The following is a 14,459-nucleotide window of genomic DNA, read 5'->3' on the forward strand; positions in this document are numbered from 1 at the left end:
AATCTCCAATCTGAAGCTGTGGTGCCATGGCTTGCCGGCTGGGTAAAGCCAGAAGTGATGACTTGTGTAGATTGGCCGGCAGAGCTAGCCTTTGGTCAGACACAGCAAAAGGCGTAACAAGAATGGATTTTTCAGGGCAAACAGTGTTGATAACCGGCGCTAGCCGCGGCATTGGAGCGGCGGCGGCTGAACATTTTGCAACCCTTGGGGCGCAGGTGGTTTTGACGGCTCGTTCTGAGGCTGAACTGGCGAAATTGGCAGAGAAAATTGGGTCAAAAGCGCTGGCGATCGCCTGCGATATTGCCGATTTTGCACAGGTGCAGGCGGCTGTTGATCAGACCGTGGCGCGCTTCGGTCGTCTTGATATTGTCGTCAACAACGCAGGAATGCTCTTGCCTGTGCATCGAATGGCGGATTTCGAAGCCGCCGATTGGGACCGGGTGATTGATGTGAATGTTAAAGGTGTCTTTTACATGATGAAGGCGGCCCTGCCGATCATGACGGCACAGGGGGGCGGGACGATCCTCAATATTTCGTCCGGTGCGGCCTATGGGGTGCTGGAAGGCTGGAGCCATTACTGCGCCTCTAAGGCTGCGGTGCTGCAATTGACCCGCTCTGGCCATGCTGAATATGGCGATCAAGGCATTCGCTGTTTGGGGTTGAGCCCTGGCACTGTGGCGACGCAGATGCAGGTTGAGATCAAAGCCACCGGGGTTAATCCGGTCAGCCAATTGGAGCTGTCTGACCACATTGCGGCCTCCGATGTGGCGCAGGCGATTGCCTATCTCTGCGGGCCCGGCGGCGCGGACTATGCGGGGGAAGATTTCCATCTGCGTGAACCCGCCTCGCGCGCTTTGGTTGGACTGCCACCCAGATAGGTCGCTTATGAGGTAGGGGCGCAGGTTTAGAGCTCCGCTCCGGCGGTCCACTCGCCCCATTTCATCAGCGCATTGGCCCCAAGCCAGGCCAAAGGCGGCGGGGGCAGGCGGCGCGGGGCGGCTTGCTCTTGGACCTGTTGCAACAGTGGGCTGTCATGCCCACTGGCCAGGTCCGCGGCCAGCATGCCATGCAATGTGCCCTTGGCCGTTCCCAAACCGTTTTGGCAGCAGGCCGAATAGAGCCCCGGCATGACCTCACCAAACGCGGCGACATTATTGCGCGAAAGACACAGGCGCCCGCCCCAGCGATATTGCATGGATACATGGCGCAGCGCGGGAAAACGGGCGGAAAAACTTGCGTCATGACTGCGCGACACAGCGCGAATGCGCCGCTCAGAGACCTGCATGGACGGATCGAAAGTGGCGCGATTTCGGATGATGATGCGGTCGCCGCCCATCCCAGATATGCGCCGCACGGTTGTTCCTAAAGGGTCGGCGGGTGTGGCGCCCCAATTGCGCGCCCCGCCCAAGGTTTTCACCTCTTGAGCGGTCAAGGCGCGGGTCATGCTGGCATAGGTGAACACATGAATAAGTTGTTGCGGGTAAAGCCCGAAGGAATTGGCGTGGCCATTGACGGCCAGAATAACCCGCGGCGCTGTTACCTGGCCCGATGGGGTGGTGGCTGACCAGTCACCATTGTGGTCAAGCGCTGTCACGGGCGAATTTTCGAGAATCAGAGCATGATGTGATGCCAAGCCGCGGGCAATGCCGCGGATATACATGGCCGGTTGCAGCATGACCGTGCCGGGGGTGAAGAGGCCAGATTGATAATAGCCGGTTCCGGTCAATTCCGCCATTTGCGCCGCATCATACATCTCCCAAGGCTCGCCCATCCGGGTCAAATGGCGGGCATAGTCTTGATTGTGGCGATGACCCTTTGCGCTGGCAGCCGCATTGAACTTGCCGCAAGGGTTAAACGCTTCGTAGGGCAGCTCAAATTCCTCGGCCATCTGGCGGGCGAAAGCAATTGCGGCGCGATTGGCTGCGATCTGGCGCCGGTCTTCGTTAAGCGCGCCGCCGTAATCCTCTGACGCCAGATCATGGGGCAGATCAATCATAAACCCCGAATTGCGCCCGGCAGGGCCATCGGCAATCCGGCTGGCCTCAAGCAGAATGATTTTATCTGCCGGGTGCAGCTGCTTGAGCCGCGCCAGTGCCGCCAGGCCAGCAAAGCCGCCGCCAATCACCAACCAATCGGCGGTGTGCCTGCCTTCCAGCCTTTGGGCCGCTGCGGCGGGCGGCAGAAGATCCGCCCAAGCGGCCGGGCCGGGATCTATGGGCAGGCGCGAGACTTTCATGGTCAATACTCTTGGTTCAGCGCGTCGGCAGCCGGGATCTCCCGCTCACGCCGCGCGATATAGTCGCCTAGGGCTTCATCAATGCCAGGATCCAATTTTGGTTCCTCATATTCGTCGAGCATCTGACGCGCGCGTATCAACCCGCGGGTGTTTGTGTCCAGAGCGCCATCCGCCTGCCATTGTTCAATCGAATTATTGTCAAACATCTCTGGCATGAAAAAGGCGCGTTGGAAATTTTCAAGCGTATGGGAATGGCCAAGGTAATGCCCGCCCGGCCCAATGTCGCGCACCGCCTGCATGGCTGCATCAAAATCATCCCAGCGTATGCCCTCGGCCATACGATAGCCCATGGCGCAAAGCTCCGCGTCCACCACGAATTTTGACATCGAGCAATGCATACCGGCTTCGTTCCATCCGGCGCTGTGCCAGATGTAATTCGCCCCGGCCATGAGCACGGCATTCAAGGTCATGGCACTTTCATATCCCGCCTGCGCGTCAAGGGTTTTCGCCCCGCCCAAAGTATTTGAAGTCCGCCAGGGTACGTTATAGTGGCGCGCCATTTGGCCAATCATGAAATTCATCAAACTGATTTCTGGCGTGCCGGCCATAGGGGCGCCGGATCGCATACTGACGGTGGCCAAATAATGGCCATAGATCGCAGGCATGCCTTTGCGGACAACCTGCGTATAGGCCAGACAGCTGAGGGCTTCGGCATTGAGCTGCGCCACGGTTGGGGCGACGGATGCGGGTGTATTGGCGCCGCCCAGAACAAAGGGGCTGCATAGGATGGGTTGGTTGTATTTGGCAAAGGCCCGCAGCGCGCCCAGCATTGTTTCATCCCAAACCAGCGGGCTGTTTCCATTGCAATTTCCTGTGACGACCGGATGGCTTTGCATATAATCCGCACCAAAGAGCAGGACACACATCTCCATGACATCCTCGGCATTTTTGGGACTGGTGGTCATGCCCATGAAGGTCTTGTCGGAATGTTTCATCGACGAATAGGTAATGCGCAAATGCCTTTGGCTGATCGGGTGATCATAGGGTTCTACAATGTGGTGAGCGGAAGAGTGCATCGCGGGCAGCATATGAGATAACTTGTGAAAATTTGCCAAGTCTTCCAGGGTTGGATTGCGCCTGGTATCTTCGAGGTCTCGCAGATAGGGCGCGCCGGTCATCGGCACAAAGATGGAGTGATCGTGACCGAACGGCAGGTTATTGGCGGGGTTTCGCGCGTGGTAGGTGAAGCTTGAGGGGATGGAGGAGATCAGCTCACGCACAAGACCGCGGTCCAAATGCACCCGGTCGCCATCGCGAATATCGGCCCCCGCGGCACGCCAATCTGCAATGGCGATGGGGTCGCGAAACACCACTCCGACATCCTCAAGCACGCTCATTGAGGCCGCATCGATCTTCTCGATCTGGTCTTGATCCATGGGTTCGGTCAAGGGCAGGCGGCGTTTCAGCGCGGGCAACATCGTAACATCGCGGGTTTGTCTTATGGTTTTTCGCGCGCCGCGGCCGCGCCGCGTGGTGCCAACGGCATCAGCCATGAGTGTTCCTCCTCTTTGGCAAGACTTGCGGCCCGTTCCCGTTACCCGACATTGTCGCCATCGGCTGGATCGGTGAGATCAATCCAAATGGTTTTGATTTCGGTGAATTGGTCATGGGCATGAATACCATTTTCGCGCCCGCCGAAGCCCGATTGTTTATAACCGCCAAAGGGCGTGGCGATGGACCCTTCGCCATAGGTGTTGACGGTCACGGTTCCGGCCTTGATGTCGCGGGCAGCGCGAATGGCGTTGCGGGTATTGGCGGTGAAGACGGAGGCGGCCAAGCCGTAGTTGGTGTCATTGGCCAGCGCAATGGCCTCATCATTGCTGGCCACGGTGAGCACGCTCAAGATTGGTCCAAAAATTTCATCAATGGCTTTGGCATCTTTTGGGCTGATCTCGTAAATTGTTGGCTGCACAAAGGGCCCCTCTGCCGTGCCACCAGCCAATGCGGTCCCTGTCAGATAGCTGGCCACTTTGGCGCAATGCTCTGCATCAATAAGCGCGCCCAGGTGATGAGCGGGGTTGAGCGGATCGCCTGTTTTCCAATCTCGCAACCGCGCCAAGATCCGCTCCAAGAGGGGCTCTTTCACGGCGTGATGGACAATCAGACGCGAGGCGGCGGAACAATTCTCTCCCATGTTCCAAAAGGCAGCATTGACCACATGACTGGCCACTGCATCGAGATTTTCAGCATCATCAAACACCACGCAGGGGTTTTTGCCGCCACATTCCAGCACAACTTTCTTTAAATTGCTGTCAGCGGCGTAGCGCAGGAAATGCCGCCCGGTCTCGGTCGAGCCTGTGAAACTGACCATATCCACATCCATGTGAAGCCCAAGCGGCGCGCCGACAGTCGGCCCATCACCGGGCAAGACCTGCAAGACCCCGCGGGGCAGGCCGGCCTCTGCGGCCAATTCGGCCAAGCGCAAGGCGGTGAGGCTGGTTTGCTCCGCGGGCTTTACGATGACAGAATTGCCCGCAGCCAAAGCGGGCCCGATTTTCCACGCCATCATGAGCAGTGGGAAGTTCCAGGGCAAAATAGCGGCGACGACACCAATGGGTTCGCGCAGGATCATGGCGATGGCATCCTCTTGCGCCGGGGCCATTTGGTCATAAATTTTATCGATCAACTCCGCGTGCCATTTCAAGGTTTCGATGGTCTCGGGAATGTCGATGGTTTCGCAATCTAAGATCGGCTTGCCGCTGTCGAGACTTTCCATCACCGCCAATTCCCGGCGGTTGCGTGTGATCAACTTGCACAGGCGGACCAGCACCTCTTTGCGTTGCGATGGTGCGCGTTTGGCCCAATGGCCTTGATCGAAGGCCTCGCGGGCTCTGGACACTGCCAGATCCACATCGGTCGCATCACAGCCGGAAATTTCGGCCAGCGGCAGCCCGGTGGCAGGGTTGAAAGTGGTAAAAGCGGCGCCATGGCCGGCGCGGTATTTGCCGTCAATAAAAGCGGTGCGCGGGAGGTCGAGATCTGCGGCCAGCGCCTTATACTCTGCGGTTGTTAGTAAGTCGCTCATGCGCCTTCTCCCATGATATGTGCAATGGCGATGTCCATCGTTGCGATGACCTCAGCCAGTTGGCGTTTGTCGTCTTTGTTGAGCGGTTGCAGCGGCTTGCGGGGCGGGCCTGCGTCAATGCCGCGTAGGGTCAGGCCGTATTTGATACATTGAACAAATTTCCCACCCTGCTCGAGCACCCGCATCAAGGGCAGCATGGCCGACATGATCGCGCGCCCTTTGGTGAAATTTCCCTCCACAGCGCAGCTTTGGTACAGAGCAATATGCGCCTCGGGGGCAAAATTGGACCCGGCGCAGACCCAGCTGCGCGCGCCCCAGGCGAAGAATTCCAACGCCTGATCATCCATGCCGCAAGACAGGGCAATATGCGGATAATCGCGGGCCAGCATATGCAGCCGATTGGGATCGCCCGAGCTTTCCTTAATGGCGCAGAAATTTGGGCTGCGGCCCAGACGGTCGAGGGTCTCCTCATCCATATTGACGCACATACGGCCGGGATAATTGTAGAGCATGGCCGGCAGATCTGCCGCGCGGTCGATCGCCAAAGCATGCAGGGCAATCTCGCGACCTGTCGGATAGGCATAGGGCGGGGTGGCAATCAAAAGCGCATCTGCACCCGCTTTTTTGGCCGCCTTGGCATAGAGAATTGAATCCTCCGTACGAATAGCGCCCGTGCCCACAATCATCGGCCGCCTTCCGGCAATGATTTCATGCGCAACAGACATCATTTCAACCCGCTCATCGGTGCTCTGAGCGTAATACTCGCCGGTTGTGCCCGCGATAATCAAACCATGAACTCCAGCCTCGATCAGACGGTTGATCGTGGCCTCCAATGCATCCTGATTTAACGAAAAATCATTGTGATAAGGGGTGATCACGGGGGTATAGATGCCTTCAAATTGCATTGGCTGTCTCCTTCGGGCTGGCCAGTTCAACGGGCAATGGATCAGGGCGCACGAAACGCTCCATGCGGTCTTGCGACAGGGCCCAATGCTGCAAAGTCAGATCAACTGCGCCCTCTGCATGCCGGTTTTCAATGACGGCGATCATCTGGTCATGTTGTTCGCAGGCCTGTCTGACCAGCGCGCTTTCAGCCGGTGACGCGGGTCGATAGAAGGTTTGGCTCAGGCGCGTATGATCAATGAGCATGCGCTGGAGGCTTGGGATCAAGTAGCAATTTTGCGACATATCCCCAATGATGTGATGAAATTGATGATTGTACATCGCCGCTTGTGCAGGCTCATTGTTGAGGGTGGCCTTTTTAAAGTGTTGCTGGCTGACTTTAAGCGCCTTCAGCTGTGGCAGGCTACGATTTTCACAGGCAAGACGCGCGATATTGGCATAGATCAGTGGCGCCGTTTGAAAAAAACTGCGCATCACGGCCATGTCCATCGAGACGACCTTTGCCCCCTTATTTTGGGTGATATCGACAAAGCCTTCTCCCGCGAGTTTTTGCAAAACTTCGCGCAGTGGGGTGCGTGACATGCCAAATTCTGCACCGAGTTTGGCCTCGTCCAAATCACTGCCCGGTGGCAGCGCGAGCGAAAGGATTTGGTGACGGATCGCGCCCAGACATTGAGATTTGCGGCTAGTCGTCATAGGGTCTCCTTGCCTTATATTGTATACATATTGCATACAATAATTTTACAAAGACGACCCTAGAGAGGTCTATCTGCGACAGAATGGGCCGTTAGGCCAATGTTCTGCCATAAAATCCGAGATGCTCTTGCTCTGAGAATCGCCGGCCGGGGGTTTCGTAATAGGTTAAAACCGCATTGATTCTCGGCCGGTCTCCCTCCACCGGCGTGACCCGGTGCGCGGTATTCACGCCGCGAAACACGTTCAAGGTTCCGGCGTCTTGCGGGCAAATCTGCGTCTGGCGCTTGCCCATCAAAAGCTCTGCCACCCCGGCATAGTTGGGATCCTCTGCGGTGCGCAGATCGCGCAGATACTCGAACTCTCCGCCGGCCTTTGGGGCTTGTAGAAGCAGCGTTGTGGTAAATTCTGAGCGGTCAAAATGCCAATTCAGCGCCTCGCCATGGTAATAGGTCATGACATTGGCCCCGGCGATTCGATCATCCATTGTGTAAAGCGCGGGCTTATTCATGACATGGGCCAAAAAACTGGCAAAAGCAGGCCAGTCATAAAGCCGGGTTATGGGGCTGCCCTCAATTTGATCGGCACAAATTGTATGATTGATCGTTTGCAGCTCTTGCAAGGCTGGATGACCGGGCGCGAGGCCGGGAATCTCTTTTTTGAAATAGATGTTATGGGCCCGCTTATGCACAAAAGCATCTCGCGCGATGACTGGTTTGACCCAATCGAGCGTGCGTTCTATGGCCTCGGGGCGTAGGAAGCCAGGCAAGTTGAAAAGTCCTTGAGTGTCAAGATCGGCCTGGCATCGCGCACAAAGCGCGCGGAACTCGGCACTGTCAGGTTGGTCAATCGGGTAGCGGTCGGTGTCAATAATATCCATATCCGCAGTGCACCGGTTTTCACTGGCTTTGTCAAAAAAAAACGCCAGGCGGACCCAGCGTTTTTTGTTTTTTGAGGACCTTTTTACAGGCTCGCGGTCAAAGCGGCCACGATGGCATCACCCATCTGTGTTGTGGAAACAGCGGTATCGCCTTCGGCCTGCAACAGATCGGCCGTGCGGACCCCATCGGCGAGGACTTTTTCGACCGCAGTTTCAATCCGTGTCGCTTCCGCGCCCAGATCAAAAGAATAGCGCAGCGCCATGGCGAAAGACAAAACGCAGGCCGTTGGATTGGCTTTGCCCTGTCCGGCAATATCTGGTGCGGAGCCATGCACCGGCTCATAGAGTGCTTTCGGACGGCCATTTTCCATTGGCGCGCCAAGGCTGGCAGAGGGCAACATGCCCAGCGAGCCTGTCAACATCGCGGCGCAATCGGAGAGGATATCGCCGAATAAATTGTCGGTGAGGATCACGTCAAATTGCTTCGGTGCACGCACCAGCTGCATCGCGCCATTATCCGCGTACATATGCGACAGTTCGACATCGGCGTAGTCGGCCTGATGCACTTCTGTCACCACATCGCGCCACAAAACGCCTGCTTCCATCACATTGGCTTTTTCCATTGAGCAAACCCGATTGCTGCGGCGGCGGGCCAGCTCAAAGGCCGCGCGCGCGGCGCGTTCAATTTCGGATTCAGTATAGCGGTGGGTGTTGATGCCGACGCGCTCGTTGCCTTCTTTGAAGATGCCGCGTGGCTCGCCAAAATAGCTGCCGGAGGTCAATTCGCGCACGATAACGATATCGAGGCCCGCAACCACATCGCGTTTGAGCGAGGAGAAATCGGCCAGCGCGTCAAAACATTGCGCAGGACGTAGGTTTGCGAAGAGATCCATCTCCTTGCGCAGGCGCAGCAGGCCGCGTTCTGGTTTCAAGGAAAAATCAAGAGTGTCATATTTTGGTCCGCCAACAGCGCCAAGCAATACCGCATCCGCGGCCTGTGCTTTTGCCATTGTGTCATCATGCAAAGGCACGCCGTGCACATCATAGGCCGCGCCGCCAACCAGATCTTCGGACACGTCGAAATGGACGTCCCGATGTTCGGCCAGCCAGGCAATGACTTTGCGCACTTCGGTCATGACTTCAGGTCCAATCCCGTCGCCGGGCAAAATTAGGAGGGAGTGAGTGCTCATGGATAGCCCTTTCGTTTGTGTCAACTTGCTGACTAGCCCCATGGGCCTATGGGGTCAAGGAAGTGAGACATCCTGCCAGACCAATCTGTGCGAATTTCCATGGGGGTCAGGAAAATCCTTGGTTGGCCAATGAACCCTGCCGTCGTGCAAGGCAAAGTCCCGAGAGGGTAGGATATAATTGACCCGCAGATTTCCGGGCCGCGGATCGGGCCAATCCACCGTGTCGAGCTGCGCCGGACCGCGATGCCGCGGGTTGGCAGATGCTTGCCCGCCTGGGCTGGCAGGCGTCGGGTCTTGCAGCTTGGGATGGGCCAGAAGCTGCCGCATCACCTCATTGTGCCCCTCGCCATCAAAAGGATCAAGATTGGTATTGGCCAGCAGCACGAAGGGTGTGGGGAGTTGATCTATCAGGGCGGCGGCATAGGCAATCTCACATGCATTGCGGCGGCCGTTGCGGTCCTCTGGCCCGTCAAAGACTGGTGGGCTGGCGTGAAATGTGAGGAGGGAAATGGGGTGCTGCCGCCAGGTGATCGAGGTCTGCAGCATCGCCACATAGGCCAGCCTTTGCACCTTGGCAATTTCAGGCGGGTCTGTACTTTGCGTTTGCGGCACCTCCGCCCAAAGAACTTGGCTGTGATCTTGGCTATTTTGCACGTCGAATGGCAGGCGCGATAGAAGCAAAAGCCCTCTTTGCCCGGCGAAAATGCCATAGCTTTGCGCATCCCCGGGCCCACCGATCTGCCCATTTCCATCAATATCGACGCCGGTTGCCACCCCGGTGTTGGGCCGTGGTGCCAAAAGATTTTGCATCTCCCAACCCTGCGCTTTGAGCGCCGATTGAAAGGCGCGCGCCGCGCGCAGCTCTGCATCCCAATCAAAGCGTTGCAGCGCCAAAACATCCGGTTTGATTGTGGCTATAAGCCGGAGCGCTGCGCGAATTTGGGATGATTTTCCGTATAGGATGTCGCGGTATAAGAGCCCCGGCGCATTACGCTCAAGCGCGGCGGTGTAGCTGGCCAATCGCAGTGTTTCACTGACGGCTGGCGCAGGGTAGATCAGACATAAAAGGATCAAAAGAGCGAGCGCGCGCATCCAGGCCCGAAACCTGCGCAGATATCGTCGCCGGCGCATCGATGGATGCGACGGGTGGATGAACAAAATGGCATTTGGGTCGAATGTCTGGCTCATGGCGAGCCTGAGTGGAGATCAAAACTCTTAATATTCGATCAATTATTAAGTGAATTACGCGACGTTTTTCAAATCCCCTGTCGCGCGGGGGGGTGTTTTGGCCAGCCGATCTTTGGCTGGCCAAAGCGATCAGACCCAAGGAGCGCTCTGCGCCATTTGCGCTTCAAAGGCGTCGACAGAAGCAATTTTTTCCATCGATAGGCCGATGTCGTCGAGTCCATTAATCAAGCAATGCTTGCGGTGTTGATCCAAATCGAAGGCGATGACCTCGCCATCAGAGGTCTCAATCTGCTGGTTTTCCAGATCAACCACCATGCGCGCATTGCTGCCTTTTTCGGCATCTTTCATCAGAAGTTGCAGCTGGTCTTCAGTGACAACCACAGGCAAAATACCATTCTTGAAGCAGTTGTTGTAGAAGATATCCGCAAAGCTGGTTGAGATCACGCAGCGGATGCCAAAATCGAGCAAAGCCCAAGGCGCATGTTCGCGTGAGGAGCCACAACCGAAATTGTCACCGGCAACCAAAATATTGGCGCCTCTATAGGCGTCTTTGTTGAGCACGAAATCGGGGTTGTCGCTGCCATCGAGATTATAGCGCATCTCATGAAAGGCGCTGACGCCAAGCCCGGAGCGTTTGATGGTTTTCAAAAACTGCTTTGGAATGATCATATCGGTGTCGATATTGATCAACGGCATGGGGGCCGCAATGGCGGTGAGTTTTTCGAATTTTTCCATTAGAGCATCTCCCGCACATCAGTCAGTTTTCCGGTAAGGGCCGCAGCGGCAGCCATGGCAGGGCTCATCAAATGCGTACGCCCGCCGCGGCCTTGGCGGCCTTCAAAGTTGCGGTTTGACGTGGCCGCGCAGCGTTCGCCCGGTTGCAATTGGTCGGGGTTCATCGCCAGACACATTGAGCATCCCGCCAGGCGCCATTCGAAGCCGGCCTCCTTGAAGATGTCCGCCAGCCCTTCTTCTTCGGCCTGCGCACGCACCAAACCCGAGCCTGGCACGATCATCGCGCGCATACCCTCTTTGATCTTACGACCCTTCAAAATTTTCGCCGCCGCGCGCAGATCCTCGATCCGCCCGTTGGTGCAAGAGCCGATGAAGACTGTATCAATCTCAATGTCACACAGGGGTGTGCCCGCTGTGAGGCCCATATAGTCTAGGCTGCGCTGGGCCGCCTCGACTTTGCCGCCAGAGAAATCCTGCGCCGAAGGCACGCTTGCGGTGATCGGCAAGACATCCTCTGGGCTGGTGCCCCAAGTGACCACAGGGGCGATATCCTCACCCTTCAAGGTTAAGACCTTGTCGAAATGCGCATCATCGTCGGTGTAGAGCGTTTTCCAATAGGCCAGCGCGGCCTCCCATGTGTCGCCGCTGGGCGCATTGGGGCGGCCTTTGCAATATTCGAATGTGGTCTCATCCGGCGCGATGAGACCTGCGCGTGCGCCGCCTTCGATGGCCATGTTGCACACAGTCATGCGCCCTTCCATAGAGAGGCTGCGAATGGCCTCGCCGCAATACTCAATCACATAGCCTGTGCCACCGGCCGTGCCGGTCTCACCGATCACTGCCAAGGTGATGTCTTTCGCCGTCACGCCCGGGCTCAATTTGCCGGTAATTTCGACCTTCATGTTTTTTGATTTTTTCTGGATCAAAGTTTGCGTGGCCAGAACATGCTCCACCTCAGAGGTGCCAATGCCATGGGCCAGCGCGCCAAAGGCGCCATGGGTGGCAGTGTGGCTGTCGCCGCAGACAATTGTCATGCCGGGCAGGGTCCAACCCTGCTCAGGGCCGATGATGTGCACAATACCCTGGCGCACGTCATCCACCGGGTAATAGACAAGCCCGAATTCGCGCGCGTTGGTGTCCAGAGCTTCCACTTGGATGCGGCTTTCTTCGTTTTCAATGCCCTTCAGACGGTCCAGGGTTGTGGGCACGTTGTGATCGGGCACAGCGATGGTTTTTTCTGGCGCGCGCACCGTCCGGCCATTCATCCGCAAGCCTTCAAAGGCTTGGGGGCTGGTCACTTCGTGGACCAAATGGCGGTCGATATAGAGCAGGCAGGTGCCATCTTCGGCTTCATGGGCGACATGCGCGTCCCAGATTTTATCATAGAGTGTTTTAGGGGCCATGTGAGGCGTTCCTTTTGTTGTTCGTCGAATGTGTCGTGTCTTACAGAGGGGATTAGCCGTGAAGACGCGGCCGTAGGTTGGATTTTGCCACACCAAAGAAGCGCCAAGGCAGGCGCGCTCTATCGGCGATATCAAAGACCATACTCATGCTCATGCCGCTGAATACCCCGGCCCAAGGCCCGGCACAAGCCTCCAGATGTTGCAGGTTTACGCCTATTTCCCTGCCGAAGTGGGCGCTTCTGCGAATTCCAGCAAATCGCCAGGCTGGCAGTCCAATGCGCGGCAAATTTTCCCCAAAGTGTCGAATCGCACCCCTTTGGCTTTGCCAGATTTAAGCAGGCTGAGATTGGCCTCTGTTAAGCCAATTTCAGCGGCGAGATCTTTTGAGCGCATTTTGCGCAGTGCCAACATGACATCTAACCGAATGATAATCGCCATCACACAATACTCTCATGTTCGGCCTTGAGCACAAGCGCCTGGGTCAGAACCCATCCGATGATCCAGATCATCACCCCAGCTAGAAGGAAACCGGCGTCGGTGGGTTCAAACATAAACCGGATGGGCACGTCAGCCATAGGATCGTAGCGAAAAACATAGGGGATCATGATGTTGAGGGAAAGAAACTTCAATGATGCGAGGGCAATAAGGCTCAACCCGCCGCGGGACATTGAGCGGGTTACAGTGACAGTGAAATAGCGCCCGGATCGAAAATCGGCCATCACGCGCGCTCCAAAATAGAGTGCACATAGGCTAGGCACGAGAGGAAGCATGTCCAGAATGGCAATAAAGATCCGTGAGCTGCGCGGGATTTCGATCGGGGGATCTGAAAACTGCAAGAGCTGGGCGAGTGCGGCTGGATCGCGCCAGTTATGAACCCAATGAAAATGCCCATAATGCGCAACCAAGAACACTGCCAAGAGGGTTGAGAAGAGAATATACCCCGAAGATATAATTCTAATTTTGCGAGACATGATGAGACTCCTGAGAAATGCCTTGTGAAGGAAATTAATTATCGTTTATTAATAATTAATTTTCTAATTTGTCAATATTGAGGCGACATCAACGGCACGAAATGCGGTATTTTTCCGTTTTGGGGCCGGATGGCCACAGTTTTACGGCCGATCAAAGCAGGTGATTGAGGAATCTAAATGAGGCTGCTAAGGGTGAACCACCCGGCGCCGGGATGTTGCGGCGATTTTTTTGGAGGACATGGTCCTGTCTTTGACGTCTGACGCGGAAGGATCCGCGCGCAAATTGGCCAAAGGCCAATCGAGTGTTACGAGCGATGCTATCTTGGCCGCCGTGTTAAAATCCCTAGACGATGATAAAGCCGAAGATGTCGTGCAAATAGATTTGCGGGGCATCTCTGAGATTGGCGATCATATGGTGATCTGTTCAGGGCGCTCTACGCGCCAAGTTGCGGCCATCTCCGAAAAGTTGAAGAGCCGCTTGAAAGATGATCTTGGTATTCTGTCAAAGGTCGAAGGCAAGGGCACGGGCGATTGGGTGCTTGTGGATACGGGCGATGTGATTGTGCATGTGTTCCGCCCGGAAGTGCGCGAATTTTATCAGTTGGACCAAATGTGGCTCGAGCCTGGAGCGCCAAGCCCGACTGAGGCTTAATGCGCCTGCGTATTCTCGCCATTGGACGCCTGCGCAACGGGCCTGAAAAAGATCTCATTGAAGATTACATCTCTCGGTTCAACCGCAGCGGTCGCCCGTTGGGGCTTGGACCTGTTGAGCTGACCGAATTGGAAGATAAAAAAGGTGGTGGCAAGGCGGCGGAAGCGGCTTTGTTGCTCAAGGCCCTTGGGCCAAGCGCGACGGTGATTGCATTGGATGAGCGGGGCAAGCTGCAGAGCTCTCCAGATTTTGCGGCGCATCTTGCCCAAATTCGCGATACCGCACCCAGCGAGTTGGTCTTTGTCATCGGGGGTGCAGATGGTCTGGACCCCGCAGTTCTGCAACGCGCAGATTTTGCGCTGAGTTTTGGGGCGATGGTTTGGCCGCATATGCTGGTGCGCGTTATGCTGACCGAACAGCTCTACCGCGCGGCCTCCATCCTCGCAGGCGGCCCCTATCACCGGGTATAAACAGGTGTAAAAGTGGTTGTCAGACGGTGCTCGACTGCCCTAGTGTCAAAGAA

General features: G+C 56.4%; 15 protein-coding genes. 3 read left to right on the forward strand and 12 right to left on the reverse strand.

The genetic code is table 11. The features are described from left to right. The first annotated feature begins 122 nt into the window (after nucleotides 1–122). A complete protein-coding gene (locus RCA23_RS02460; RefSeq protein ID WP_044048898.1) occupies nucleotides 123–878 on the forward strand; it encodes an SDR family oxidoreductase in 756 nt (251 codons plus the stop codon). A gap of 26 nt (nucleotides 879–904) precedes the next feature. Here the strand turns inward: RCA23_RS02460 and RCA23_RS02465 are convergent, their stop codons facing one another. The 12 genes from RCA23_RS02465 to RCA23_RS02520 form a co-directional block, all read right to left on the reverse strand. Beyond that, entirely contained in the window at nucleotides 905–2,236 is a 1,332-nt protein-coding gene (locus RCA23_RS02465; protein ID WP_044048899.1) for an NAD(P)/FAD-dependent oxidoreductase, read from the reverse strand. A gap of 2 nt (nucleotides 2,237–2,238) precedes the next feature. Continuing rightward, nucleotides 2,239–3,789 carry a trimethylamine methyltransferase family protein gene (locus RCA23_RS02470; RefSeq protein WP_044048900.1) on the reverse strand — a complete coding sequence of 517 codons (1,551 nt, stop codon included), beginning with the start codon at nucleotides 3,787–3,789 and terminating at the stop codon, nucleotides 2,239–2,241. A gap of 41 nt (nucleotides 3,790–3,830) precedes the next feature. Continuing rightward, nucleotides 3,831–5,321: an aldehyde dehydrogenase gene (locus RCA23_RS02475; RefSeq protein ID WP_044048901.1), complete on the reverse strand. Its 1,491-nt coding sequence runs from the start codon at nucleotides 5,319–5,321 to the stop codon at nucleotides 3,831–3,833. Next, complete coding sequence (locus tag RCA23_RS02480; RefSeq protein WP_044048902.1) at nucleotides 5,318–6,226, reverse strand: dihydrodipicolinate synthase family protein; 909 nt, start codon at nucleotides 6,224–6,226, stop codon at nucleotides 5,318–5,320. Before RCA23_RS02480 ends, RCA23_RS02475 begins: the two co-directional genes overlap by 4 nt. Further along, on the reverse strand, nucleotides 6,216–6,920 hold the full coding sequence (locus RCA23_RS02485; protein WP_052376985.1) for a GntR family transcriptional regulator: 705 nt from the start codon (nucleotides 6,918–6,920) through the stop codon (nucleotides 6,216–6,218). The genes RCA23_RS02480 and RCA23_RS02485 overlap by 11 nt, the downstream gene beginning before the upstream one ends. A 91-nt stretch (nucleotides 6,921–7,011) precedes the next feature. Further along, entirely contained in the window at nucleotides 7,012–7,797 is a 786-nt protein-coding gene (locus RCA23_RS02490; protein WP_044048903.1) for a HalD/BesD family halogenase, read from the reverse strand. Between the two features lie 83 nt (nucleotides 7,798–7,880). Further along, nucleotides 7,881–8,987, reverse strand: a complete 1,107-nt coding sequence (gene leuB / locus RCA23_RS02495; RefSeq protein ID WP_044048904.1) for a 3-isopropylmalate dehydrogenase — start codon at nucleotides 8,985–8,987, stop codon at nucleotides 7,881–7,883. 54 nt (nucleotides 8,988–9,041) lie between these two features. Then, nucleotides 9,042–10,175 (reverse strand): endonuclease/exonuclease/phosphatase family protein, encoded by a 1,134-nt coding sequence (locus tag RCA23_RS02500; RefSeq protein WP_169701309.1) that lies wholly within the window; start codon nucleotides 10,173–10,175, stop codon nucleotides 9,042–9,044. Nucleotides 10,176–10,304: 129 nt separating this feature from the next. After that, on the reverse strand, nucleotides 10,305–10,910 hold the full coding sequence (leuD, locus tag RCA23_RS02505) for a 3-isopropylmalate dehydratase small subunit (RefSeq protein WP_044048906.1): 606 nt from the start codon (nucleotides 10,908–10,910) through the stop codon (nucleotides 10,305–10,307). Then, nucleotides 10,910–12,313 (reverse strand): 3-isopropylmalate dehydratase large subunit, encoded by a 1,404-nt coding sequence (leuC, locus tag RCA23_RS02510; RefSeq protein WP_044048907.1) that lies wholly within the window; start codon nucleotides 12,311–12,313, stop codon nucleotides 10,910–10,912. The genes leuD and leuC overlap by 1 nt, the downstream gene beginning before the upstream one ends. 213 nt (nucleotides 12,314–12,526) lie before the next feature. Beyond that, nucleotides 12,527–12,751, reverse strand: a complete 225-nt coding sequence (locus RCA23_RS02515) for a helix-turn-helix domain-containing protein (protein ID WP_044048908.1) — start codon at nucleotides 12,749–12,751, stop codon at nucleotides 12,527–12,529. Further along, the gene (locus RCA23_RS02520; RefSeq protein WP_044048909.1) at nucleotides 12,751–13,284 is read right to left on the reverse strand and encodes a hypothetical protein; all 534 of its coding nucleotides are present in this window, start codon (nucleotides 13,282–13,284) and stop codon (nucleotides 12,751–12,753) included. The genes RCA23_RS02515 and RCA23_RS02520 overlap by 1 nt, the downstream gene beginning before the upstream one ends. 238 nt (nucleotides 13,285–13,522) lie before the next feature. Between RCA23_RS02520 and rsfS the strand changes: the two genes are divergently transcribed. Both rsfS and rlmH read left to right on the forward strand, forming a co-directional pair. Beyond that, nucleotides 13,523–13,936 (forward strand): ribosome silencing factor, encoded by a 414-nt coding sequence (gene rsfS, locus RCA23_RS02525; RefSeq protein ID WP_052376986.1) that lies wholly within the window; start codon nucleotides 13,523–13,525, stop codon nucleotides 13,934–13,936. Continuing rightward, nucleotides 13,936–14,406 carry a 23S rRNA (pseudouridine(1915)-N(3))-methyltransferase RlmH gene (rlmH, locus tag RCA23_RS02530; protein WP_044048910.1) on the forward strand — a complete coding sequence of 157 codons (471 nt, stop codon included), beginning with the start codon at nucleotides 13,936–13,938 and terminating at the stop codon, nucleotides 14,404–14,406. Before rsfS ends, rlmH begins: the two co-directional genes overlap by 1 nt. The last annotated feature ends 53 nt before the right edge of the window (nucleotides 14,407–14,459 follow it).

Origin of the sequence: Planktomarina temperata RCA23, from assembly GCF_000738435.1 — a bacterium.
Taxonomy (GTDB): Bacteria; Pseudomonadota; Alphaproteobacteria; order Rhodobacterales; family Rhodobacteraceae; genus Planktomarina; species Planktomarina temperata.

Bases quoted from the DNA above. Each gene is read 5' to 3' on its own strand.
- rsfS (WP_052376986.1), top strand. From the start codon at position 13,523: ATGGTCCTGTCTTTGACGTCTGACGCGGAAGGATCCGCGCGCAAATTG.
- RCA23_RS02475 (WP_044048901.1), bottom strand. From the start codon at position 5,321: ATGAGCGACTTACTAACAACCGCAGAGTATAAGGCGCTGGCCGCAGAT.
- RCA23_RS02480 (WP_044048902.1), bottom strand. From the start codon at position 6,226: ATGCAATTTGAAGGCATCTATACCCCCGTGATCACCCCTTATCACAAT.
- rlmH (WP_044048910.1), top strand. From the start codon at position 13,936: ATGCGCCTGCGTATTCTCGCCATTGGACGCCTGCGCAACGGGCCTGAA.
- leuC (WP_044048907.1), bottom strand. From the start codon at position 12,313: ATGGCCCCTAAAACACTCTATGATAAAATCTGGGACGCGCATGTCGCC.
- RCA23_RS02465 (WP_044048899.1), bottom strand. From the start codon at position 2,236: ATGAAAGTCTCGCGCCTGCCCATAGATCCCGGCCCGGCCGCTTGGGCG.
- RCA23_RS02460 (WP_044048898.1), top strand. From the start codon at position 123: ATGGATTTTTCAGGGCAAACAGTGTTGATAACCGGCGCTAGCCGCGGC.
- RCA23_RS02490 (WP_044048903.1), bottom strand. From the start codon at position 7,797: ATGGATATTATTGACACCGACCGCTACCCGATTGACCAACCTGACAGT.
- leuB (WP_044048904.1), bottom strand. From the start codon at position 8,987: ATGAGCACTCACTCCCTCCTAATTTTGCCCGGCGACGGGATTGGACCT.
- RCA23_RS02515 (WP_044048908.1), bottom strand. From the start codon at position 12,751: ATGGCGATTATCATTCGGTTAGATGTCATGTTGGCACTGCGCAAAATG.
- RCA23_RS02500 (WP_169701309.1), bottom strand. From the start codon at position 10,175: ATGAGCCAGACATTCGACCCAAATGCCATTTTGTTCATCCACCCGTCG.
- RCA23_RS02485 (WP_052376985.1), bottom strand. From the start codon at position 6,920: ATGACGACTAGCCGCAAATCTCAATGTCTGGGCGCGATCCGTCACCAA.
- RCA23_RS02520 (WP_044048909.1), bottom strand. From the start codon at position 13,284: ATGTCTCGCAAAATTAGAATTATATCTTCGGGGTATATTCTCTTCTCA.
- leuD (WP_044048906.1), bottom strand. From the start codon at position 10,910: ATGGAAAAATTCGAAAAACTCACCGCCATTGCGGCCCCCATGCCGTTG.
- RCA23_RS02470 (WP_044048900.1), bottom strand. From the start codon at position 3,789: ATGGCTGATGCCGTTGGCACCACGCGGCGCGGCCGCGGCGCGCGAAAA.